Origin of the sequence: Candidatus Poriferisodalis sp., assembly GCF_965214215.1 — a bacterium.
GTDB lineage: Bacteria > Actinomycetota > Acidimicrobiia > Acidimicrobiales > Poriferisodalaceae > Poriferisodalis.
Window position 1 is genome coordinate 1523046 of record NZ_CBDCBD010000003.1, and the last position, 22313, is coordinate 1545358.

Annotated in this window: 19 protein-coding genes; 12 read left to right on the forward strand and 7 right to left on the reverse strand. The window is 67.2% G+C overall.

The window, feature by feature from the left end:
• Positions 1-13: 13 nt before the first annotated feature.
• The 5 genes from ACOOF5_RS09315 (at position 14) to ACOOF5_RS09335 (ending at position 4609) form a co-directional block, all read left to right on the forward strand.
• Positions 14-1159, forward strand: a complete 1146-nt coding sequence (locus tag ACOOF5_RS09315; RefSeq protein ID WP_420438435.1) for an amidohydrolase family protein — start codon at positions 14-16, stop codon at positions 1157-1159.
• A 180-nt stretch (positions 1160-1339) separates the two neighbouring features.
• Positions 1340-2116 carry a TIGR00266 family protein gene (locus tag ACOOF5_RS09320; protein WP_420438437.1) on the forward strand — a complete coding sequence of 259 codons (777 nt, stop codon included), beginning with the start codon at positions 1340-1342 and terminating at the stop codon, positions 2114-2116.
• A 158-nt stretch (positions 2117-2274) separates the two neighbouring features.
• On the forward strand, positions 2275-3339 hold the full coding sequence (locus ACOOF5_RS09325) for a hypothetical protein (protein ID WP_420438439.1): 1065 nt from the start codon (positions 2275-2277) through the stop codon (positions 3337-3339).
• 117 nt (positions 3340-3456) lie between these two features.
• Positions 3457-3972 (forward strand): UGSC family (seleno)protein, encoded by a 516-nt coding sequence (locus tag ACOOF5_RS09330; protein WP_420440939.1) that lies wholly within the window; start codon positions 3457-3459, stop codon positions 3970-3972.
• Between the two features lie 169 nt (positions 3973-4141).
• Entirely contained in the window at positions 4142-4609 is a 468-nt protein-coding gene (locus ACOOF5_RS09335) for a VOC family protein (protein WP_420438441.1), read from the forward strand.
• Positions 4610-4683: 74 nt separating this feature from the next.
• Here the strand turns inward: ACOOF5_RS09335 and ACOOF5_RS09340 are convergent, their stop codons facing one another.
• Positions 4684-6099, reverse strand: a complete 1416-nt coding sequence (locus ACOOF5_RS09340) for a hypothetical protein (RefSeq protein ID WP_420438443.1) — start codon at positions 6097-6099, stop codon at positions 4684-4686.
• Positions 6100-6195: 96 nt separating this feature from the next.
• Here ACOOF5_RS09340 and ACOOF5_RS09345 point away from each other — a divergent pair, with 96 nt between their 5' ends.
• Together ACOOF5_RS09345 and ACOOF5_RS09350 are read left to right on the forward strand one after the other, a co-directional pair.
• Positions 6196-7230, forward strand: coding sequence for a TIGR03617 family F420-dependent LLM class oxidoreductase (locus ACOOF5_RS09345; protein ID WP_420438445.1), 1035 nt, complete (start codon positions 6196-6198; stop codon positions 7228-7230).
• Complete coding sequence (locus tag ACOOF5_RS09350) at positions 7227-7895, forward strand: DNA-3-methyladenine glycosylase I (RefSeq protein ID WP_420438447.1); 669 nt, start codon at positions 7227-7229, stop codon at positions 7893-7895. The genes ACOOF5_RS09345 and ACOOF5_RS09350 overlap by 4 nt, the downstream gene beginning before the upstream one ends.
• A gap of 67 nt (positions 7896-7962) precedes the next feature.
• Here ACOOF5_RS09350 and ACOOF5_RS09355 read toward each other — a convergent pair whose 3' ends face one another.
• Positions 7963-8580, reverse strand: coding sequence for a 5-formyltetrahydrofolate cyclo-ligase (locus tag ACOOF5_RS09355; RefSeq protein WP_420438449.1), 618 nt, complete (start codon positions 8578-8580; stop codon positions 7963-7965).
• A 127-nt stretch (positions 8581-8707) separates the two neighbouring features.
• On the opposite strand from ACOOF5_RS09355, the gene ACOOF5_RS09360 reads away from it, so the two are divergent.
• The gene (locus ACOOF5_RS09360) at positions 8708-9661 is read left to right on the forward strand and encodes a sterol desaturase family protein (protein ID WP_420438451.1); all 954 of its coding nucleotides are present in this window, start codon (positions 8708-8710) and stop codon (positions 9659-9661) included.
• A gap of 191 nt (positions 9662-9852) precedes the next feature.
• On the opposite strand, the gene ACOOF5_RS09365 is transcribed toward ACOOF5_RS09360, so the two are convergent.
• On the reverse strand, positions 9853-10629 hold the full coding sequence (locus ACOOF5_RS09365) for an SDR family NAD(P)-dependent oxidoreductase (protein WP_420438453.1): 777 nt from the start codon (positions 10627-10629) through the stop codon (positions 9853-9855).
• A gap of 119 nt (positions 10630-10748) precedes the next feature.
• Here ACOOF5_RS09365 and ACOOF5_RS09370 point away from each other — a divergent pair, with 119 nt between their 5' ends.
• Positions 10749-12047 (forward strand): MFS transporter, encoded by a 1299-nt coding sequence (locus ACOOF5_RS09370; RefSeq protein WP_420438455.1) that lies wholly within the window; start codon positions 10749-10751, stop codon positions 12045-12047.
• Positions 12048-12161: 114 nt separating this feature from the next.
• Here the strand turns inward: ACOOF5_RS09370 and surE are convergent, their stop codons facing one another.
• Positions 12162-12977, reverse strand: coding sequence for a 5'/3'-nucleotidase SurE (surE, locus tag ACOOF5_RS09375; RefSeq protein ID WP_420438457.1), 816 nt, complete (start codon positions 12975-12977; stop codon positions 12162-12164).
• A gap of 161 nt (positions 12978-13138) precedes the next feature.
• Here surE and ACOOF5_RS09380 point away from each other — a divergent pair, with 161 nt between their 5' ends.
• Complete coding sequence (locus ACOOF5_RS09380; protein ID WP_420438459.1) at positions 13139-13945, forward strand: metallophosphoesterase family protein; 807 nt, start codon at positions 13139-13141, stop codon at positions 13943-13945.
• Positions 13946-13991: 46 nt separating this feature from the next.
• On the opposite strand, the gene ACOOF5_RS09385 is transcribed toward ACOOF5_RS09380, so the two are convergent.
• Together ACOOF5_RS09385 and ACOOF5_RS09390 are read right to left on the reverse strand one after the other, a co-directional pair.
• Entirely contained in the window at positions 13992-15974 is a 1983-nt protein-coding gene (locus tag ACOOF5_RS09385; RefSeq protein ID WP_420438461.1) for an ABC-F family ATP-binding cassette domain-containing protein, read from the reverse strand.
• 126 nt (positions 15975-16100) lie between these two features.
• A complete protein-coding gene (locus tag ACOOF5_RS09390) occupies positions 16101-17018 on the reverse strand; it encodes an LLM class F420-dependent oxidoreductase (protein ID WP_420438463.1) in 918 nt (305 codons plus the stop codon).
• Between the two features lie 217 nt (positions 17019-17235).
• On the opposite strand from ACOOF5_RS09390, the gene ACOOF5_RS09395 reads away from it, so the two are divergent.
• The gene (locus tag ACOOF5_RS09395) at positions 17236-18909 is read left to right on the forward strand and encodes an ABC transporter substrate-binding protein (protein ID WP_420438465.1); all 1674 of its coding nucleotides are present in this window, start codon (positions 17236-17238) and stop codon (positions 18907-18909) included.
• A gap of 564 nt (positions 18910-19473) precedes the next feature.
• Positions 19474-20991: a hypothetical protein gene (locus ACOOF5_RS09400; RefSeq protein WP_420438467.1), complete on the forward strand. Its 1518-nt coding sequence runs from the start codon at positions 19474-19476 to the stop codon at positions 20989-20991.
• Positions 20992-21396: 405 nt separating this feature from the next.
• Here the strand turns inward: ACOOF5_RS09400 and ACOOF5_RS09405 are convergent, their stop codons facing one another.
• On the reverse strand, positions 21397-22143 hold the full coding sequence (locus tag ACOOF5_RS09405; RefSeq protein ID WP_420438469.1) for a recombinase family protein: 747 nt from the start codon (positions 22141-22143) through the stop codon (positions 21397-21399).
• Positions 22144-22313 lie beyond the last annotated feature (170 nt).

A 22313-nucleotide genomic window follows, 5' to 3' on the forward strand; every position in this document is an offset into this window, starting at 1 on the left:
CCAAGGGGGGAACGTGGACGTCGACTATCCGATTATCTCGGCCGACTCGCACATTGCGGAGGCCCGCAACACCTACGTCGACTACATAGATCCGAAGTGGCGTGAGGTAGCGCCTCGTGTCGAATGGACTGAAGAGCGCGGCGATGTCTATGTGATCGACGGCATGAAGCGCACCATTGACATGGGACTCATCGCCGCCGCCGGCCAGAAGCCCGAGGAACTGAAGCGCAGCGCGGCCTACGAGGAACTGCCGCTCAGCAGCTACGACTCTGCCACTCGGACCGCTGACCAAGACCGGGACGGCGTCTCGGCCGAGGTGATCTACCCGTCGGTAGGCATGGTGCTGTGCAATCACTCCGACGCCGACTACAAGAAGGCGGCCATGGACGCCTACAACCGGTGGATCGCCGACTACTGCTCGGTGGACACCGACCGGTTGCTCGCGGTGGGACAGACGCCGCTCCGCTCGGTGGAAGAGGCCATCGACGACATCGTCGCGATGTCCGAGGCGGGCATGCGGGGCGTGATGATGTCGGGCAATCCCCACACCGAGTTCGACTTCGACGATCCCAGGTGGGACCCGTTCTGGCAAGCCGCGGTCGACCTGAACCTTCCCGTCTCGTGGCACATCCTCACCAGCCGTGGCCAAGGTCGATCCCGTGGGCCCAAGGCGAACGCCTTCATGACCATCATCCGCGCCAATCAGGACATCATGGGCACGCTCGTGTTCGGCGGAGTGTTCGAGCGCAACCCCGGGCTGAAGGTTGTCTGCGTCGAGGCCGATGCCGGCTGGGTGCCGCACTACATGTACCGGATGGACCACGCTTACAAGCGCCACCGCTATTGGCTGCCGCCCGGCCAGGAGCTCTCCAAGCTGCCCAGCGAGTACTTCAGCGAGCACATCTACACCACGTTCCAGGACGACTGGGTGGCGTTCAAGATGGTCAACGACGTCAACCACAAACGGTTGCTGTGGGCGAATGACTTCCCGCATTCCGACAGCACGTGGCCGTGGAGCCAAGAGCTGCTCGACGAGCACTCGGCGAGCCTCACGGCCGAACAGGCCCAGGACATTCTCTGCAACAACTCCGCCGAGCTCTACGACATCGATCTGTCGAGATTGCCCGTCGGCGGCGATCGGCTGGCAGCAGCAGCCTGAGATCAGCCTGGCCGCAGGTGCGGCTGTCACCGGCACAGCACGGTGCCGTGTCTCGGATCGTGCCAGTGACCTCGTCATAGGTCTGGCAGCAGGCGTCCCTGCGGGCTGGTTGCCGACGGGTACGGTTGGCCACGAGAGCCGCTGCGATCAGTTGGCGCCCGAATCCCGGAGAGTTCCACAATGCGAAGCCACGAAGTCGATTACGAGGTGTTCGGCGACGACATGCAGTTCGTCGAAGTCGAGTTGGACCCCGGCGAGACGGTCATCGGCGAAGCAGGCACGATGATGTTCCTCGAAGACGGCATCACGTTCGAATCGGTCATGGGCGACGGCTCCCAGCCCGATGCCGGACTGTGGGGCAAGCTCAAGTCGGCAGGCAAGCGGGCGCTCACGGGGGAAGGGCTGTTTCTCACCCATTTCACGAACACGGGTGCCGGCGGTAAGGCCAAAGCGGCATTCGCTGCGGGGTACCCAGGCAAGATCATTCCGGTCGATCTGGCGAAGTTCGGCGGCGAGATCATCGCTCAGCGCGACGCCTTCCTGTGTGCAGCCATGGGCACCCAGCTCGACATCGCATTCCAGCGCGGCATCGGTACCGGGATATTCGGCGGAGAAGGCTTCATCCTCCAACGCTTGTCAGGCGACGGCATGGCCTTCCTCCACGCTGGCGGATCGATCCAGGCCATTCAACTGAACAACCAGACCGTCCGGCTCGACACCGGCTGCCTGGTGGCGATGCAGCCGTCGCTGCAGTACTCCATCGAGCGGGCGGGCAACCTCAAGTCGATGTTCTTTGGCGGTGAAGGCCTGTTTCTGGCCACGGTGTCGGGCACCGGTTGGGTGTGGCTGCAGTCGCTGCCGTTCTCGCGCTTGGCGTCGCGTGTGCTGGCGAACGCAGTGGGCCCCCAGTCCGATGATTCTCGCGGCTTGCTCGGTGGGCTGCTCGAGCGCAGCTAGCGCGGCATCCGCGAGCGAATGCAACGTAGGCGCACTCGGCACAGGTCTTTCGCTCAGTGCGCCGCTCCTGAACGCAGCGAGCGGGCGGAGCACGACCGTCGGCGAGCGGTGTGGCTGGCACCCCTCGCTCGGTTGACCCTGGCCATGCAGCCGCGCCCATGCAGCTGAGCTCGGGCCGCATCGACGTCGACGACCTCGCCGACGCACAGGAGGCCTACCACTCGCGCGGTTGGACCGACGGTCTGCCCGTGGTGCCGCCGACGGCCGAGGCCGTTGCGGCCTGCTTGGATTGGGCGATGCTCCCGCCAGAGCATCTCATCGGCATCGAGCCCGTCCGAGCCCGCTCGATCACCGCGGAAAAGGCCGCCGTCAACTCCGTGATGGCCGGCTGCCTGCCCCCGCACTTCCCAGTCGTCGTCACCGCGCTCACCGCCATGCTGCAGCCCGAATTCGGCCTGCACGGACCGACGGCGTCGACCGGTGGCTGTGCGGTGCTGTTGATCGTCAACGGACCCATCCGGCGCGAGCTGGCCATGGACGCCACCTTCAGCGTGCTCGGGGGAGCTGATCGGTCACGGGCCGTCATCGCCCGCGCCGTGAGACTCGTGCTGGCGAACGTGCTCGATGTCAAGCCAGGCGGCATCGATCGTTCGACGCTGGGCCATCCGGGCAAGCTCGGCTACTGCATCGCAGAAGACGAGGAAGCAACCGGTTGGGTGTCGCTGGGCGACCAGCGGCTCGGCACCACGCCCGCCGAGCGAGCTCAGGTGTCGTCGGTGACTGCAGTGGCCTCGATGGCGCCCCGCCAGGTGATGAACGAATGGACGACCGAACCCACCGAGCTGTGCGAGACCGTCGCCGCGGAGATCCGTGCCAACCAGCTCAACTACTCCATCTGGCCCGGCAACTACGTGGTCGTGCTGCCGCCGCAGCTGCGAACACACTTCGATGCGGCCGGCTGGACGAAGGACGACATCGCGAACTGTGTCTTCGAGCGAGCACGGGTGCGCCGGGGCGATTGGGCTTCCGTCGGCAAAGGATCAGTGGTCAAGGACCGTGCCGAGCGCGAGTACCCCGCACTCGAGGCACCCGAAGACCTGCTGGTCGTTGCGGCCGGGGGTCCGGCGGGTGGTTTCGCGGCAGTGATCCCGCCCTGGCTCGGCACTCGCAGTCACGCGGCCACGGTCGCAGTCGGTGCTTGCGTCGACTGCGAGGTGCGCTGAGCGCACAGCCGACATGCACCGCCCCGTACCCAATAGGGGCTTCGCGCCATAGGGTTCGTGGCAGCATGTAGCCATGCGGTTGCCGGCACCGCACGATGCCGCTTGAGGACAGTTGACGTGGAAGTACTCAACCCGACCCACGAGCAGGATCCTGAAGGATTCGCAGCACCGGCTCGGCTCGCCACCCTCAAGGGCACCACCATCGGCGTCATCTCCAACGGCAAGGAGAACACCAAGCCGTTTTTCGACCATGTCGAGCGCCTGCTTCGCGACTGGCACGGGGTGGCCAAGGTGATCCGACGCATCAAGCTCAACTACAGCGCCCCCGCGCAGCATGAGCTGCTGGCCGAGGCGATGGGCTGGGATGCTGTGCTGGCCGGTGTCGGCGACTGAGGCAGCTGCTCGTCGTGCAGTCTGCACGACGCCGTCGCAGCCGAACGGGTCGGCGTGCCCGCGGTCAGCGTGATGACCAGCGCCTTCGTGGACGCGGCAGAGCTGATGGCCCGCGTCCAGGGCGTGCCCGAGCACCCCTTCACCGTCATCGAGCATCCCATCGCGAGTGCCGATGGCGTGGGCTTGGAGGCTCGCGCCGAAGCGGCGGTAGCGCAGGCCGTCGAAGTACTGCTCGTCTGAGCCGTCGTGCGAAGCCGCGGTCGCCGTGGCCGCTCATGGGCTGTTCGGGCCGAGCATTCGGCTGGTGAGCGAGGCGCGTAGCATCGTGGTGCAGTCGCTGGCCAGGGGGTCGCAAAGTCGGACGCTTCGCTGCGACCGTCGGGCTGCGCCTACCAAGGAGTTCCCCACAATGGTTCAGCCCATCCCCGACGACTACCCGCGAATCTCGGTGGCGATGAGCGTCGACGGTGCCGCCGATGCCATCGACTTCTACACGAGCATCCTCGGCATGACCGAACGGATGCGGATCGACATGGGCGGCAGGATCGGCCACTCCGAGCTGGCACTGGGCGACTCGCTCATCATGGTGGCCGACGAATTCCCCGAGATGGAGTTCCACTCGCCCAGGCACTACGGCGGCTCGCCCGTACAGATGAGCGTGTACGTGGAAGATGTCGACGCCACGTTTGCGGCCGCACTCGCAGCCGGTGCCACCGAGGTACGGCCCATCGTGGACCAGTTCTACGGCGACCGCTCCGGCATGATCGAGGACCCGTGGGGCCATCGCTGGAACCTCTCGACCCACATCGAAGATGTCGACCCCGACGAAATGGCCCGCCGCTCCGAAGCCGCCATGTCTGAGATGGGAGGCGGCTGAGCCGTCACTGCTGAGCGCGCCCGCTGGGGCGCGCGCTTGCTCAGCTCCTCACGCCGTTCGGCGCGGCGCAGCACTCAGGATCGCTCTGTAGCGGCTGCGGCGCGGCTGGCGACAAGGGCTACAGGCGCGGCCGAGGCGGCGAACAGTGCTGCGGCGATTGCCAGTGCCACCGGCAGCGACACCACTTGGGCCACGACACCCAACCCCAAGCCGATCGAGACCTCCCCGACGGCTTGGGATTGGCCGAAGAACGACATGACGGTCGCGCGCACCGACGAGGAAGCATGACGGTTCGCCATCGCCTCTGCCAGCGAGTACGCCGTCTCGCCGGCCACATCGAGAACGGCCCAGCCGACAAGAGCAACAGCGAACCACGGACTCATCGCCAATGCGAGAGCGCCCGCACTGGCAACGACCAAGAACCGCGCGAGCAGGTATGCATCACGGCGGGCGCTTGCTTCGTCGGCCTCTGAGCGTTCGAGATGGCGGTGGAGCCACATCATCATCGGGATCGCCAGCGCGGACATCACGAACCAGGCCGTGCCAAAGAACAGCACCGCCTCCCGACCGTCGAACTGGGTGAGGCCGAGATCGAACAGACGCAGAGCGGAGAGCCGATCATTGGCCTCCCATGCTCCACCGGCGATCGCCGCAGAGACCGTCACGGCGAGCAGCGAAGGACTTCGCCGGACGAGGCGCGCGCCCCGCTTCCACAACGTGACCGCATCCCGCCAGGCACTGTCGCGCTGCATGCTGGGAGCGCCGCTCGTCATGCGTCGCCGCCTGGGAGAATCGAAACCGGCTTCAGGCATGGTGATCGCCAGGTACCCGGCCGCTGCGAAAGCCAACACTCCCATCGCAGCCATCGATCCTCGAATCGACCAAGCGCCCATGGCTGTGGCCGCGGCGAGTCCGACCATCACACCTATGGAGCGCCACATGGCATGGCGCACGATGAGCTGGTCAGCGACCCGGTCGTGCCGGCCAGTGTTGCTGTAGCTGTCGCTGTCGTCGCCGCGGTCGTTGCCGGCTGCGCCCTCGCCGCTGGTCGCCGCGGGATGGTGCGGCGCCGGCCCGGCACCCACTGGCGGCAGCGCCCCGATGCGGTGAGACCGGTCGACGAACGCCAACTCGTCGGTCATCCAAGCCGTGGCGGCACCGCTCTGCAGCGTCCAGCCGATGCCCCACAGCACCTGCCACACCAACAGCACGCCAAATAACTCGGTCACCGGGCCCAGCGCCATCGCCGCGCCCATCACCACATACGCGGCCACGACGGAGTACTTGCGGCTGTAGAGGTCTGCGATCACGCCGGTCGGGGTCTCGGACACGAGAATCGTCAGCACCAGCGCAGTGCCCAGCACGGCGAGCCGGAACGGTGACAGCCGAAGATCGACCACCCACCACACCATCGCCGGCAGACCCCACGCGAAGGCCAGACCCTGCACGAACCCTGTCAGCAGATAGAGCCGATCGGGCCGATGCCGCACGACGCCGCAGCCTACGAACGTCCCATACGGCAATATGCACTGAGTTGCTCGGGTGTCTCAGCCTGAGAGCGCCACACACGACGGGAGATCCAGCCGATGAACAGCACAACGACACAGCACCGCATCGACGGGGCGACAACGGCCTCGACACCGGGGGGCTGCGCAGATGAAGCAGCACAGTTCGAGGAGATGGGCCTCTCCGCGGCATGGACATTTGAGGCATCCCACGATCCGTTCCTGCCGCTGGCCTTGGCATCGGAGCGCACCGAGAGCATCGAGCTCGGCACCGCGATCGCGGTCGCATTCGCCCGCAACCCGATGACCTGCGCCGTCACGTCGTGGGACCTGCACGCCATGAGCGGCGGCCGGTTCATCCTGGGGCTCGGCACCCAGATCCGGCCTCACATCACCAAGCGCTTCAGCGAACAGTGGTCGCGCCCCGCAGAGCGAATGCGCGAATACATCGAGGCGGTGCGGGCCATCTGGCACACCTTCGAGACAGGCGAGCGCCTCAACCACCGCGGCGAGTTCTACACCCACACCTTGATGACCCCGTTCTTCAATCCGGGCCCGCTCGGCATGGCACCGCCGGCGATCTACGTGGCCGGTGTCGGCCCGCGCATGGTCGAGGTGATCGGTGCCGCCGCCGACGGATTCTTCGTCCACCCGTTCCACACGGCGCAATTCATGACCGATGTGACGCTGCCAGCGCTGGCTGCGGGAGCGGAATCTGCCGAGCGTGACGTCGGCGATGTCACCGTTGCGTGCCTGACCATCGTCGCGATGGGCGAGAACGACGAGCAGGTAGCCAAAGCTCGCAAGTCGGCCGCAGGCCAGCTCGCCTTCTACGGATCGACGCCGGCGTACGCAGGAGCGCTCGACCACCACGGCTACGACGACCTGCAGCCGCGCCTGAACACGCTGTCCAAGCAGGGCAACTGGCGAGAGATGACCGACCTCATCGACGACGAACTGCTCGACCTCATCGTCGTGTCCGGCACGCCATCGCAGGTGGGCGCCCAGGTCGCCCAGCGCAACACCTTCGCCGACCGCACGACGATGATGTTCTACGGCCCGACGCCCACCAACGACGCCATCGCCGAAGCCGTCGCCGCCGCCAGCAACGCATGAACCAGCCGCCCGGGATGAGGCAGCGGGCAGACGGTGCGCTGGCGTGCTGGTGGGGTGAGGGCCACGACGACTACGAGGCGTACCACGACACCGAGTGGGGCATGCCGGTGGTTGCCGACACTCGCCTCTACGAAAAGATGTGCCTCGAGGGCTTCCAATCCGGGTTGTCGTGGCTGACGATCCTGCGCAAGCGCGACAACTTCCGCGCGGCGTTCAATGGGTTCAACTTCGAGGCCGTGGCCCGGTTCGGCGACCCGGACGTCGAGCGATTGCTCGGCGACGCCGGCATCGTGCGACACCGCGGCAAGATCGAGGCGACCATCAACAACGCACGCGCCGCGCTCGACACCGTCGAGGTGCACGGCAGCTTGGCGGCCTTCTTCTGGTCGTTCGAGCCAGATCCCGCCGATCGGCCCGCAGTCATCGACTACGAGGCGCTGACCTCAATGCCCACGACACCCGAGTCGACGGCGCTCAGCAAGGCACTGCGGAAACTCGGCTGGCGCTTCGTCGGCCCCACCACTTGCTATGCCCTCATGCAGGCGTCAGGCATCGTCAACGACCACATCGAGGGCTGCCACCGTCGCCCGGTCATCGAAGCGGCCCGCGCCGCCCTGGTCAGGCCGCGAACTGCCTCAGTCAGCGAGCCAGCCAAGAGTCCCTGATCTTGAGATTCCGGGATCGGTGGCAGCGCAAGGGTCGGCAACGCACCGAAGTCGGTCGGGCTCGCCGTCAGTTGGAGCCGGGGGCGAGAGCGACGACGCCGTCGGGGGTGGCCAGATGGGTCATCGGCACGTCGTGGGGCGCCGCCGGCAACCGATCGAAGATGAGCTCGTCGGGGGCCACGCCGATGCGGGGGCAGTCGGCGGGCAGTCGCGCCAGCAACTCGTCGTAGTAGCCCGCGCCATGACCGAGCCGGGTGCCGCGCCGATCGAAGGCCACGCCGGGCACGAGCGCGAGCGAGATGTGGCGAGGCTGCAGCTCGAACGCCTCGGCGATGGGCTGCGCGAAGCCGTAGCGATGCTGTTCCATCGCGCCGATTGCCGGATGCAACGTCAGCGGGCCGTCCGGGGGAGTGCGCGTGACCGCGAAGCGCTGCCAGCCCACCGAATCCGCCAACCCGTCAAGCGACAGCTCGCCGGGCATCGCCCGGTAGAAGAGGATCAGGCCGGCACCTGCAGGAACAGGGCGCCTGGCATCGGATCGTGACCGTTCATCGAATTCGGAGATGAACGCGTGAAGACCTGCGGCGACGGCGGCCGCAGCCGCGGCAGATACCGGCTGCCGATGGTCGCGAATCCAACGCCGCCAGATGGGCTTCGACGACTCCGATCCGGGCGCGCCGCTCATCGGATCGACGCTAGGTGCCTCGCGCAGCTTCAGGACAGCACTGATGCGCGAGACGCGCCACGGACCGCTGCTGGGGCACCGGTGTCGATTGCCGAACACCTGTGCATGCAGAGTTACACTTCGAGTCGTGGGGATCGGGGAGGTGACGCTCCCGCCGCTGTATGAACGGCCGCCTCGCCCGTTCGCGATGGCGCGCTGGGCGGTCACCAAGTTCTTCTGGTGGCAGAACGGACTGTGGATCGCCGTGGGTGTGGCGGCCTGGCTCTGGCTCACTCCTGCGCTCGACCGATTCGCGACCCCGGCCATCTGGGCGATCGGGCTGATCTACCTGCGCAACGTCGCGCTCATGGTGGCGATTGTCGGCGGTTTGCACTGGTGGCTGTACATCCGGCGCGGCCAGGGCACCCAGCACAAGTACGACGAACGGTGGCTGTCGGTCGGCCGCCGCCCGTTCCTGTTCCGCAACCAGACCCGAGACAACGTGTTCTGGTCGCTGGTCAGTGCGTGTGCCATCGCAGCGCTGTACGAGTCGGTGATGCTGTGGCTGTACGCCAACGACCTCATCTGGACCGTGCCCGCAGGCGGCGGTCTTGCCGCCGTTGCGTACACCGCCGCGCTGACGGTGGCGGTGTTCCCGCTGATCTCGGTGCACTTCTACGCCAACCACCGGCTGCTGCACACCAAGCACCTGTACCGCTGGGCTCATTCGCTGCACCACCACAACGTGAATATCGGGCCGTGGTCCGGCGTTTCGATGCACCCGCTCGAGCACGTGCTGTACTTCTCGGCGCCGCTGCTGTTCCTGGTGATCCCGGCAAACCCGTACCTCGTCACGCTGACCACCACCTACTTGCTGCTGTCGCCGGCACCGTCGCACTCGGGTTTTGACCGCTATGTGATTGCAGGCGGGCGAACCGTGGCCGGCGGCGACCGGTTTCACACGCTCCACCACCGGTTCTTCGACTGCAACTACGGCACCACGCTGGTGCCCATGGACAAGTGGTTGGGCACCTGGCATGACGGCAGCGATGCCGCCACCGACCGCATCAAGGAACGCCGCCGCCGCCTCGCCGCCCGCTGACTCCGCGTCACAGATGCGGCAAAATTCGTACCTCGTGCGGCGCAGCCCGTACGTAGTGTGATCCGTGAGGCGGGTTGCCGTCACAAAAGTGACAGGCCAGCGCAACGACCCGCCTCACTTGTCGGATCCGCAGGGTCACGGTACCACGCTCTGGAACGAAGTCTGCCGCACAATTCGACGGCTGCTGCGCCTCAGGCGATGGTCTCGGGCTCGGTGGTGACGAGCAGCTCGGCCACCGACGCGGTGTTCGGAAGCCGCAGGATCGTGGCCAGGGTCTGGGCCAGATCCTCGGCTTGGATCATGATCGAGGGGTCCACACCGAAGTCCGCGGTCATGTCGGTCTGCACGTAGCCCGGGCACACGGCCGTGCAACGGATGCCGTCGGGAAACGTGAGGTGCCGCACCGAGTGGTGCAGGGCCATCGCGGCGTGCTTGCTCATGGCGTAGCCGGGCGCGAAGGTGCCGCGCACACGCTTGCCCGACATCGAGATCACGTTCACGATGCGGCCCTCGCCGCAGCTGCGGAGGTGGTCGAGCGTGGCGCGGATCATGCGGAACGGCCCTTTGGCATTGACCTCCCACATCTCGTCGAGCATGTCCTCGGTGAGTTCTTCGAAATCATCGGGATAGGCGACACCTGCGTTGTTCACAAGACAGTCGATTCGGCCGTGTGCCTCGATCGTCTCGGAGGTCCAGCGCTCGGCGGCACCGTCGTCGTCGGCGTCGTAGCGGTGCAGCGTGACGGCTGGCCTTTCACCGCTCGGGCCAGCGGCATCGCTGCGCTCCTCGTGACCGCCACCGCCGGCGACATCGGTGCGGTATCGAGCCGCTGAGGCTTCGAGGGAAGCCACATCTCGCGCCCCCAGCGACAACGTCCAGCCATCAGCATGCAGAGCAGCGGCAATGGCCGCGCCGATGCCGCGATTCGCACCGCTGATCATCGCCACGCTTCCGGTGATGTCGCGCATGTTGCACCCCTTTCGACGGTTCATCCCGACACGCCGCAGCGGCCCGCTGTAGCGTGCTCAGTCGGCCCCGCGGGTAACCCGCACGCCAACGCGGGGACTTGGGCCGGGAGGCTAGAGCGATGGTGCAGAGTTTGTCGGCGGGCGATGGGGGAGCCGCCTACCTCCCCGGTTCGCCCGAACGCGACGAACTGGCACGCCGCACCATCGGGGTGCTGCAGCTCGGGGTGATCCCCGGCGGCTTGGCCATGACTGCGTCGTTCTCGGCGTCCACCTTGCTGGCCGACCAGATGACCGGCAGCGAGACCAAGGCCTCGCTGGCCGCCGTATGCCTCAGCATCGGCGGCACGCTCGCAGGCATCCCGCTGGCAGCGCTGATGGCCCGCCGGGGCCGCCGCGCCGGGCTCTCCGCCGGCTACTTCGTCGGCGCCATCGGCGCCGCGCTGGCACTGCTGTCTGCGCTCGTCGGCCGCTACTCGGTGCTGGTGCTGGGCATGGTGCTGATCGGCACCGGTCAGGCCGCCAACCTGGCTGCCCGCTACGCCGGTGCCGATCTGGCCACCGACGAGAACCGGGCCCGCTCGATCAGCCTGGTGCTGTGGGCGAGCACGGTCGGCTCAGTCCTGGGACCGACGGTCGCGCTCGGCCTCAAGAGTTTCTTCGCCGACACCGAGGGGCTGAGCGGCTTCGCGCTGCCCTACGCCCTGGCGCTGGGCCTGTTCGGGCTCGGCGCCCTCAACATCTGGCGCCGCCTGCGGCCCGATCCGCTGCACGTGGTGGCAGCTGATGCCGGCTCAACCAGCGTCAAGCTGCCGAGCTTGGCCGAGGCTGGTCGCATATTGGCCCATCCCGTGGCCTCGATCGCCCTCATCGGGATGATGCTGTCCCAAGCCGTGATGGTGGGCGTCATGACGGTGTCGCCGATCCACATGTCCAACGGCGACCAGAGCCCGCTGATCATCGGCTTCATGCTGTCGTTGCACATCGCTGGCATGTTTGCGTTCTCGCCCTATGTGGGCTGGCTCGTGGACCGTGTCGGGGGCCAGATCATCATCGTGATCGGCTCGCTCGTGCTCGCTGTCGGCGCCGTGATGGCCGCCAACACCGATGCCGCGCACGCCACCGGTCTGCTGGCGGGGCTTTTCCTCATCGGCATCGGCTGGAGCTGCTGCGTGGTGGCCGCCAGCTCGATGCTGACGGCGTCGTTTCCTGTGGAGCGCCGCGTCAGCGTGCAAGCCACCGCCGACGTGCTGATGACCGCGCTCGGCGCAGCCGCCGGCGTGAGCTCAGGCTTGGCAGTCGAGCATCGTTCCTACGCCGATCTGGCGAACTGGGGAGCGTGGGTGGCCGTGGTGCTTGGCATTGCCGCCGTGGCGATGCTGCTGCGCAACCATCGAGTAGCTCGCCGCCTCGCCGCCTGAAGTCTCCGGTCTGGGTGCCTCCCGCGGCGCGATGACCGAAATCTGTGCAGGAATGCCGCCGCAGGGCGCGAACCTGCACAGACAAGCCGGTGGCCCGCGGCAAATCCAGCCGGCTCAGAACAGGCCGTCGAGGCAGGCGGTCAGCTTGGTCTCGACCTTCGGCTCTTGCGCGGTGATGCGTGACAGGAACGACACCGAGACGAAGTCGTGCATGACCGCACCGGTGTCGACGTCCTCCGGCATGTCGACCGCATCGCCCCACTGCATGGCCACCCGGAATGCCTCGGTGTTGTCGGGATGCGGCTCGAGGCTGACCGAAGTAATCGAACGCGGCGGCACGGTGCCCACTTCGGTGAATCGCCAGCCCTTCATGTCCGCGACTTCGCAGTTGGGAACGTTCAGATTCACGGCCCACGCTTCGGAATGCTCATCGGCGAGCAGACCCTGCAGCACCGTGCTCGCGACCTCGGCCGCCGAGTGCCATTTCTGATCGGCGATGGCGTCTTCCCAGCCTTGGCCCTCCACGCCGAACCCTTCGACGGTCTGGCTGACGGCCAGCCCCGGGATCTTGCCGTTGCGGCCTGTCAGCACCGCTCCGACGGTGCCGGAGTGATACACCGATCTGCCGACGTTCGCGCCCGGGTTGATCCCCGACACCACCAGATCGATCGGTCCGAAGGCGCCGAGACGGGCGAACATCACGCACAGCGCCGGTGCTCCCGACACGGTCCAAGCATCTTCGATTCCCTCGAAGTGCACCTTGTGCACTTGGGGATCCATCAGGTGCAGGGGTCCGATCGCTGCGCCGGCGCCGGAGTATTCGGAGTCTGGTGCGACCACCACCACATCGCCGTGAGCGGTCATGGCGCTGGCAAGGACGTACAGGCCCTCCGAGGAGATGCCGTCGTCGTTGGTCACCAGGATCCGCACCGTGTCGAAGGTACCGCCCGAAGGTGACACTTCGATGTACCCCTTGTGAACCGGCGGTGCCGCAGCGTTGACATCCAGCCGGCAGTCGTCTGACGCCCAGTTTCAGGGCCCAGGCTTCGGCCCGGAGTGTCGCTGGGCATGCCGTGGCAAGCTGTCTGGCGGTGACGGGGCTGGCTGAGACCGAGATGCCGGGGGCAGGGCACACGTTGCGCGTCCTGCACACCTCCGATGTCCACATCGGCCACGTGCGCGGGCCGCACGGAGCGCACCGCGACGTGTGCCAGTGCCCCATCCACGCCCTCGCCGACACCGCAGCCGCCCATCAAGCTGACGTGCTGCTGATCGCCGGTGACCTGTTCGACCACGCTCGGCTGCGGCGCCCCGATGTGGCGCACACCATGGAGCTGCTCGGCCGGGTGGACGCCTCGGTGGTCATCATCCCCGGCAACCACGACGTCCACGACGAACGGACCCTGTGGGGCACGCACGCCGACCACGAGCACCGTCTCGAAGTCACCGGCGCCGGGGTGATCTTCCTCGATGATCCGCTGGGCGCGACCCTGCACTTCGGCGAGCACGACCTGACCCTGTGGGGCCGGGCGATGGACTCCCACGATGCCGACTATCGCCCCCTCGCGGGCGTGCCGGCGCGCCCCGACGACGGCTGGTTCATCGCCGCGGGGCACGGGCACTTCCAGCGCACCGACGACGACGCGCACCGGTCCTCGCCGATCGCCGCTGAAGAGATCGAAGCCACCGCCGCCGACTACGTAGCGCTCGGCCATTGGCACGTCACCACCGACGTGTCCGTCGGCGAGGTCATCGCTTGGTACCCCGGCGCCCCCATGGGCACACCGTCGAACGGAACGGCGTGCCTGGTCACCTTCCACCAGCATGCCGACGGCAGCACCGGAACCGTCGCCGTCGACCACGTGGCCGTCACCCCGCCTGCCGCCGGTTGCGGCTAGCGACATCGGGTCGGCGCCCGGGCCCCAGCCGGCCGATGTCAGCGCGTCAGACGCCGCCCGCAGCCCGCTCGATGCGTCGTTGCAGTGACTCGCATTCGCTCATGTGGGTCATGGCTTCAGACTTGGCGGTTCCGTAGTCCTGCGCCACCTGCCGCGCGAGCTCCGGGTCTTCGTAGGTAGCCGGCTCGCCGAGGAGCGCCTGCAACTCGGCGACACGGTGTTCGGCGGCTTCCCAGGCTCGTTCCGCGGCCGCCAGCGCCCGGCGAAGATCTGCCGTCGCGTCGTGGGCGGCTTGCCGCTTGGTGGCGCCCTCGCGGCGCCGCTTGGCCGCGGCCGCACGAGATGTGGGTGCGTCCGCGGCAGCATCGGCGTGGCGCCCGGCGATCCGGCCGCCGGTGCTGCCCCCAGCGGTCCGTCGCGTGCTCAGCCCCGGGGGTCGCAGCAGATCCTCGTCGACGCCGGGGTGGAGGGTGGCAGTGCCGTCGCGCACCACGATCAGCGAGTCGGCCACGCTGCGGATGAGGTGACGGTCGTGGGTCACCAGCAGCACCGTGCCCGGGTACACCGACAGCGCATCCTCCAGCAGGTCGCAGCTCGGCAGGTCGAGATGGTTGGTGGGCTCGTCGAGCACCAGCAGGTTGACCGGGTTGGCCATGGTCATCCCCAATGCCAACCGCGTCCGCTCGCCGCCTGACAGATCGGCCACCTTGCGGTCGGCTGCATCGCCCGCAAAGCCGAACCCGCCCAGCATGGTGCGCACGTTGCGGCCCGGCTGATCGCCCACCGATGCCGTGAATTCCTCCACCACCGTGCGGCGAGGGTCCATGACCTCGGCGAGATGCTGCTCGAAGGTGGCCATGTCGACGTTGCGGCCCCGGTGCAGCTCACCGCCGAGCACGCCCAGCTCGCCCCGCAGCACCCGCAGCAGCGTCGTCTTGCCGGCGCCGTTGGGCCCGACCACGCCCACCTTGGTGCCGCGTTCGATGACCAGGCCGACGCCTTCCAGCACGGGTGCGTCGCCGTCGGCGTAACCCAGCGATGCATCGACCAGCTCGGTGACCACCCGTGACGACCGTCGAGGCGTGCCGAATCCGAAGCGTGCCGCCAGCTCCTTGCGGGTGGGCACCGCCACCGGCTCGATCTTCTCCAACGCCTTGATCCGGCTCTGCACCTGGCGGGCCTTGGTGGCCTTGTAGCGGAAGCGCTCGATGAAGCGTTCGGTATGCGCCCGCCGCCGGGCCTGCTGTGCCGCTGCCGCCTCGGCTGCGAGAATCCGCTCCTCACGGGCCACGACGAACTCGGCGAAGCCGCCGATGTGCTCAGACGCACTCGTGCCGTCCATCTCGATGACCCGATTGGCGACGGCATCGATGAAGTCGCGGTCGTGGCTGACGAACAGCAGCCCGCCCTCCCACGAGGCGAGCTGATCCTCCAGCCAGGCCACCGAGTCGACATCGAGGTGGTTTGTGGGCTCGTCGGCTAGCAGCACATCGGGCTTCGACAGCAGGAGCTGTGCCAGCGCAACCCGCATCCGCCAGCCGCCCGACAGTTGCGCGACCGGGCGCTGCGCGTCGTCAGCGGCGAAGCCCAGCCCGGCGAGCACCCGGTGAGCCTCCGCCTCGAAGCCGTAGCCGCCGACCTGGCGGAAGCGGGCCTCCAGCTCGCCGTAACGCGCCAGCACCTCGTCGTGATCGGCAGCGCCGACGTCGGCCAGCCGTGCCTCCAACGAGCGCAGCTCGGCCGTCATCGCCGTGATGTCGCTCGCACCCGCCAGCGTCGCCTCCAGCACCGTTCCCTCGGTGATCTCGTCGAGCTCTTGAGGCAGGTAGCCGAGCGTCAGCCCGTTCTGGCGGTGGACCTCGCCCTCATCGGGCTCGTTGAGGCCGGCCAGGATCTCCAGCAAGGTCGTCTTGCCGATCCCGTTGCCGCCCACCAGCGCGACTCGTCGGCCTGCAGCGAGCTGCACGCTGACATCGGCGAACAGCCGCCGTGGCGGGTACGACTTGGCAAGCGAGGATCCCCACAGCACACAGTGAGTCTGCCGCCGTGCATGATCACATCACCCTTTGGCGCGACCCTCTGACGCGCAGCGCTGTCTCACTCGGCCCGATGCCGTGCGGTCGGTTCTCGGTGAAGTCGGCGGCGAAGGCTGCCGCTAGGCGAAGTGGGGGGCGACGTCGGCCATGAAGGCCCGCAGCGCGTCGAGGCGGCCTTCGATGCCGCCGCGCGCCACCGGGTCGACCACGAAATGTGTCACTCCGGCGTCTGCGACTCGGCCGACGCTGTCGATCATCTGCTCAGTGCTGCCCGCAATCGACACCGCCGGCTTCATCGCCGAAGCCGGATCGAGGTAGTAGCGCAGCGACAGGGTGATCTCGCTGCGGTCGCGGCCTGCGGCGTCGCAGGCCTCGCCCACCTGGCGCCAGCCCGACGCAACCTCGTTGAGCGTTTCGAATGCCGCGTGGAAACCGTGCCCGTGCTGTGCGACACGCCGGTAGGCAGCAGCGGTATTGCCGCCCACCCACACCGGCACAGGGTCTTGCACCGGCTTGGGCTCGAAGCCAACGGCGGGGAACGAGTAGAACTCGCCGTCGAAGCTCGGATTGTCCTCGGTGAACAGCGTGTGGAACACCTCGAGCTGCTCGTCGGAGCGCTTGCCCCGGCGGTCCCACGGCATGCCGAGCACCTCGGCTTCCTCGCGCATCCAGCCCACGCCCACGCCCAGAATCAGTCGGCCGTTCGACAGCACGTCGATGGTCGCCAATCGCTTCGCTGTCTCGACCGGCGGCCGGTAGGGCAGGATCAGCACGCTGAAGCCCAGCCGCAGGTTCTCGGTGACCGCGGCCACGAACAGCAGCGTGCCGATCGGGTCGAGCCAGCCCGTCTTAGGCGGCGCCGGAAACGAGCCGTCGTCGGAGTACGGATACTTCGACACCAGCTCGGCTGGCCAGCAGACATGATCCGAGGCCCAGCCCGAGTCGAATCCGAGCTGGTCGACTTCGGTAGCGAACGCCATGAGCCCGTCTCGGCTTCCGACGCGACCCAAATGCGGCAGTGTGACTCCCCATTCCATGAGCCGACACGCTACGCCGGACTGCTCGGGCGTGCCGGGCCGGGCTCGCACAGCGATTGTCACGCAATCGTTGCACCTTGGCTGGGAACGCCTTGCTCGGCGCGATTACTCTCGCGCGCACCGCCGCAGCGGTCATCGGGGGACAGTCGGGCGCCACGGCTGCTCGCTGTCAGCTTGGGATGCCGCGGTGTCTGCTGTTCCACCCAGGAGGGGACCCATGCAACTAACCAAGAATCGGCTTCTGCGCCTACTGGCGCTGCTCTTCGCGTTCTCGCTTGTCGCGGCTGCTTGCGGTGGCGACGACGACGACGAGGCTGGCGAGACCCAGACCACCGAGGCCATGACCGAAGACGAGGACATGGCCGACGAGGACATGGCCGACGAGGACATGGACGAAGGCGAGCCCGAGGAAGAGGCCGGCGGCCTCAGCCAGGACGTCATCGAGCAGGCCTCCGAAGGCGAGGGCACGGATGACGAAGACATGGCCGACGATGCAGACATGATGGAGTTCGACCGCTCTACCATCGAAGGCATCTTCGAAGAGGCCGAGTACCGCCGCGCGAAGGTCGTCGAGCGGATCATGGCCCACCTCGAGTCCGGTGAGTGGGGCGTCGATGACGACAACATCCTGCACGGGCCCGAAGGGTTCATGATCGACCTCAACGAGTGCCCCGGAGACTGGTCCAACACCGAAGGCATCACCGAATCGGAGATCCGCATCGGCCAGACGGGCCCGCAGTCGGGCACGCTGGCCCTGTACGGCAATGCCCGTCTCGGCTGGCAGACCTACCTCGAGCATGTGAACGCCGAAGGCGGCATCGCCGGTCGCAACGTGGTCATGAAGTCCTACGACGACGCGTACGTGGCCGCACAGACCATTGAGTTCGTCGACGAGCTGATCGAGAACGACAACGTCTTCGCGATTCACACGCTGGGTTCGCCGAACACGCTGGCGGTGTACGACACGCTGAACGCCGAGTGCATCCCGCAGCCGTTCGTGTGGACGGGTCACCCGGCTTGGGGTGATCCCGAGGTGCACCCTTGGACCACCGGCAGCATCCTGTCGTACTCGACTGAATCAGTGCTGTGGGGCAACTGGATCAAGGAGAACCTCGCCGACGAGCTGCCTGTGGTGGTGGCCGGCCTGGTGATGGACAACGACTTCGGCCTGGCCTATGAGCTGGGCTTCGAGGAATACGCCCACAACAACCCCGACGTGGTGTCGGAATTCGTCAAGGTGCGCCACGACCCGGCCGCACCGACGATCACCAACGAGGTCACCACGATCGCTGCGGGCAATCCCGATGTCTACATCTCGATGACCGCTGGCAACGCGTGTCTGCTGGCCATTCAGGAGGTTGCCGCATCCGGCCTGAAGGAAGAGCTTTCCGCAGCGTTCACGCCGTCGGTGTGCAAGGCACCGGCTAGCTGGATCGCTCCAGCCGGCGATGACGGCGACGGCTGGCTGATCGTGGGCGGCGGTGTGAAAGACACCACCGACCCGTCACTCATCGGCAGCGATGCGTTCATCGACTTCATCATCGAGAGCCTTGAAGCCAATGATCTCGATCCGACGATCTCGATGTTCGGCAACGGCTACATGCTGGGCTACCCGTATGTGGAGGCGCTGCGTATCGCGGCTGAGCTGCCGGGCGGCGTCACTCGGACCAACTTCATCCTGGCGGTGCGGGCGATCGACATCCATCACCCGATCTTCCTGGACGGCATCACGTTCGCCATGAATGGCAACGCCGATGCGTTCCCGATCGAGGGCACCGACTTCAGCCAGTACGACGCGTCCTCGCAGTCTTGGATCGTCTCGAACGTCATTGACGTGAACGGCGCTTCGGGCAACTGCGTCTGGGACAAGGACAACGGCGGCTGCCGCTAGGCAGGCCCCGCATCAGAGTCAGCGGCTGCCGTTAGGCAGGCGTTGAACATCTGAATCAGCAACACAGGCGGCCGTCGCCGCCGAGAGCAATCTCGGCAGCGGCGGCCGCTTGTCGCGTCGGAGGTTCGTTGTAGTCCGGCATGTCGCTGGCTCAGGTTTCGGGCTGCTGGTCGGCGCTGACCCGGCCGTAGCACACGGCGGGTGTCACCGCGCCGGCGACCGGGTTCTCGTCTGCCATGCCCGATGCGTACCGGTATTCCTTCGTTTTCTATCAGACCGATGCGGGCTCGTCAACCCGCATCGGGCGTCAGGCCGCGCGGAGGTCCCAACAGCCGTGCCCGCAGCCGATATCCCGCATATCTGCTGAGGGACAGCGGCCTGCATCTCGCGCGGGCTTGACACGGCACGGCGTCGACTGCGATTGCCGCCGCGGCGGGTGGAAAAGGAAGGATTCGCGGCAGCGCCGGCCCTCACGGACGGCACCAGTTGCATGGGTCCCCCCGGGACGGACGGCGCAGCCGCGGATCACCCAAATCCGCTGCGACCCACCGGAGGCACCCGCCGATGTCCAACAGACTCACCACAGCGCTGCTCGCGCTGCTCACCTTCGCCGCCGCCATGGTGATCGTGCCGCTCGCGACCCCCGACGACGCCGGCGCGGACACACGCACCAAGACCGTGCAGCGCTGCTCCTATGACCCATTCGCAGGCCGCCAGTGCTGGACCGAGACCGTCAACGTCTCCCACGTCCACCGCTGCGGCGCAGGCCTGACGGGCACCTACCCGAACTGCTACCCCATCCCGCCGGTGACCCAGCCCGTGTGCCCAGCAGGCATGACCGGCACACCCCCCAACTGCTACCCGCCGCCGCCCGCCACAACCGAACCGCCGCCACCCCCGACAACTGCGCCGCCTCCGCCCACGACGCAGCCTCCGCCCACCACGACCGTCTACGTGCCGCCCACGACGACCACGACAGCCCCGCCGCAATGCCCCGCCGGGGAGACTGGCACACCCCCGAACTGCCAGAAGGCGGAATGCCGCGCAGGCCAGACCGGCACCCCACCCGACTGCAAGAAAGCCGAATGCCTCGCCGGGCAGACCGGCACCCCGCCCAACTGCAAGAGCGGCCGCGACACAACGCGATGCGCTACGGGCCACCACCGCTTCGGGACCGGCTGCCATCCGAACCACGACTGGACCAAGATCCCCTGCGGCACCGGCACATGGACACCCCACAGCGGCCACACCGCCCAACAACGGCCCGCCTGCGAAGACGACCAAGACGACGACGGCGATACGACGGACACAGTTGAGTCGTGCTCGTCGTACCAAGGCCCTCTGAGGACCTACGAGCGCCACCGGCACCCCATAGGCGACAGCAGCGGCGACTCCGCTTGCCATCGCCTGGACGACTCCCACTGCCCCGCCGGGCAAACAGAGACAGGCGGCCACGGTTCGGGTAGCTGCGCTGACGACGAGATCGGAAACGAACTCATCCGCATCGCCGGATTGATCCGAAACGGAGCGTTGAACGCCGCCCGCGCCGCCCTCAACAAGATCGCCGAGGAGAACGGCGAAGCAGCGCTCGAGAACGCCAGGATCAGGGAGCAGGCTGGCAAAGAGATCGCCGAAGCAATCGAAAAGGTCTGGAACGAGACGCCTGAAGAGTGGAAAGTCCTCGTCAAAGGCCTCGCCGCTATAGGCGGCTGTGCTGTCGTGATAACGCTAATCGTCAAGTCGACGGCGGCCTCAGCGGGCGCAGCGGCACCTGGATGGGTCGCCTGGGTGGCAAGCCCGTCAGGCAAAAGCACGTTGGAAAGAACCTGCGGCGGGGCGATTGTCATCGCCACCGCTTTTTCCATCGCCTCTAGCGACGACAGCGACGGCGGCGACAGCGACGGTCCGCCTTCGTTGACAGACCTCCAAGAAGAAGTCGACGAACTCGAGACCAAGTGGCGTAATGGCAGCTTCAGCAACTCTGAAGAACGCGACCAACTCAAGAGGGACCTGGAAGACGCCCAGAACCGCCGCGACTGCGCCCAGGGTTGGGCCGACGCCTGCGCGGCGCTGGGCCGATGAGCCCCTCCGACTACCCTGAACCCATGCGCTTCCGTCATTCCAGCCTCGATGCGAAGCCAGCCACTCGACGGCGACGATCTGGCGGCCGACCGCCCGCGCTTCGCCGTCGTGCCGCTGGCATGGCAGGCGGTGAACAGCGGAGCGCATCGTCGGCCCGGCTACCTCTGAGGTTGCGGATCCTCGACAAAGCTGCCCAGGTTGCGGTGCTGTGGGGTGTGTTTATTGCGCTGGACGCCGACGTTACGCCGTGGGTAGTCGCATCCGTGGGGGTCGCAGCCTTCGTCATTCTTCAGATAATGAACTCGCGGTGCTACCGACGGCAAGCGGATGCGGCGCAGCCGCTTTCTTCGTCGCCGGCGTGACAGCGGCCCGGTTGCGTCTTGGCCTGTCGTGGTGGCTGCCGGTTCAGGAATTGGTGTGGCGTTTGCGTGCTGCTTCGGCTTCGGCGTCGAGCGTGACGGTGGTGAGGGCGTCTCGTGCGGCGCGTACGTTCCATGGGCGCTGTGTGCCGTCGGCGCGGCGGAAGCCTTCGGTGTCGAGCACGGCGGGGATGGCTCGCCAGGTGGCGCCTTCGGCGCGCAGTGCGGCGACGCGGGCGCCCGCGGCGCGGGTGTGAGGTGACGGAGGGCGGCCCAGGCGTTTCCCCGCGCGTTTGGCTGCTCTGAGGCCTTCGGTAGTGCGCCGCCTGTTCAGGCCCCGCTCGAGTTCGGCCATCGCTGCCATGACGGTGAGCGTGGCGCGTCCCTCGGGTGAGCCGGAGTCCATCTGCCCGACCACGGCGAGCCGCCATTGCTGGGTTTCGGCGCAGTCAGCGATTCCGAGCACGTCGAGGGCCGAGCGGCCGAGCCGGTCCAAGGCGGGCACGACCAACGCATCGGCTTCTCCAGAGGCGAGCATTTTCAGAGCGCGGCCCAAGCCGGGTCGCTCATGCGGCTTCTTCGCGCCCGAGGCACCCTCGTCGGAGATCCACTCAGTACGCGTCATTCCCATGAGGGCGCAGTACCCCTCGGTCTTTTCGCGCTGAGCAGCGAGTCCGTGTCCGCGTTCGGCCTGCTCCCTGGTTGATACGCGGCCGTAACACACTGCCAGCTCTGTGGTCGTAACCGATTTCGTTTCATCTGTCATGCACCCAACCGTACCGGTATTGACCATTTTCCCGGCAGAAGCGCACGGTGTGTCTCACCTGGGGCGGTCTGGTGGATAGTGCAGAACGCGGATTCGAATGCTGCGGGATGGTTCGTCGCACGTCGGCGTTCTCGGTTTGCATTGCCGCAGCGGCGGCAGTTAGGTTCGCCCGAACCACCATGTGCTGCAGGGCCGCC

Bases quoted from the DNA above. Each gene is read 5' to 3' on its own strand.
- ACOOF5_RS09320 (WP_420438437.1), top strand. From the start codon at position 1,340: ATGCGAAGCCACGAAGTCGATTACGAGGTGTTCGGCGACGACATGCAG.
- ACOOF5_RS09390 (WP_420438463.1), bottom strand. From the start codon at position 17,018: ATGGAATGGGGAGTCACACTGCCGCATTTGGGTCGCGTCGGAAGCCGA.
- ACOOF5_RS09395 (WP_420438465.1), top strand. From the start codon at position 17,236: ATGCAACTAACCAAGAATCGGCTTCTGCGCCTACTGGCGCTGCTCTTC.
- ACOOF5_RS09335 (WP_420438441.1), top strand. From the start codon at position 4,142: ATGGTTCAGCCCATCCCCGACGACTACCCGCGAATCTCGGTGGCGATG.
- ACOOF5_RS09325 (WP_420438439.1), top strand. From the start codon at position 2,275: ATGCAGCTGAGCTCGGGCCGCATCGACGTCGACGACCTCGCCGACGCA.
- ACOOF5_RS09370 (WP_420438455.1), top strand. From the start codon at position 10,749: ATGGTGCAGAGTTTGTCGGCGGGCGATGGGGGAGCCGCCTACCTCCCC.
- ACOOF5_RS09405 (WP_420438469.1), bottom strand. From the start codon at position 22,143: ATGGTCAATACCGGTACGGTTGGGTGCATGACAGATGAAACGAAATCG.
- ACOOF5_RS09350 (WP_420438447.1), top strand. From the start codon at position 7,227: ATGAACCAGCCGCCCGGGATGAGGCAGCGGGCAGACGGTGCGCTGGCG.
- ACOOF5_RS09400 (WP_420438467.1), top strand. From the start codon at position 19,474: ATGTCCAACAGACTCACCACAGCGCTGCTCGCGCTGCTCACCTTCGCC.
- ACOOF5_RS09365 (WP_420438453.1), bottom strand. From the start codon at position 10,629: ATGCGCGACATCACCGGAAGCGTGGCGATGATCAGCGGTGCGAATCGC.
- ACOOF5_RS09345 (WP_420438445.1), top strand. From the start codon at position 6,196: ATGAACAGCACAACGACACAGCACCGCATCGACGGGGCGACAACGGCC.
- ACOOF5_RS09355 (WP_420438449.1), bottom strand. From the start codon at position 8,580: ATGAGCGGCGCGCCCGGATCGGAGTCGTCGAAGCCCATCTGGCGGCGT.